The sequence below is a fragment of the Kitasatospora sp. NRRL B-11411 genome, from assembly GCF_000721345.1.
In the GTDB taxonomy this organism is placed as follows: domain Bacteria; phylum Actinomycetota; class Actinomycetes; order Streptomycetales; family Streptomycetaceae; genus Kitasatospora; species Kitasatospora cineracea.
On sequence record NZ_JOGH01000350.1, the window covers coordinates 1 to 227 of the forward strand.

General features: G+C 70.9%; 1 pseudogene. It reads right to left on the reverse strand.

What is annotated here, in order from left to right:
- Positions 1-227, reverse strand: a pseudogene (locus IH44_RS0140325) (electron transfer flavoprotein subunit beta); the annotation flags it as partial.

Consider the following 227-nt stretch of genomic DNA (forward strand, 5'->3'; position numbering starts at 1 on the left):
GCGAGCTGCTTGCCGCCCTCGCCCTCGTCGGTCACGATGACGCCCTTGGTGCGGGCGGGGCGGGCGGTGACGTCCTCGACCTTGCTCCAGGCGCCGGCCAGGCCGACGGTGTCGGCGTCGATGCCCAGGTCGTCCAGGTCCAGGGAGGTCACCGGCTTCTTCTTCGCCGCCATGATGCCCTTGAACGAGGGGTAGCGGGCCTCACCGGACTGGTCGGTGACCGAGAC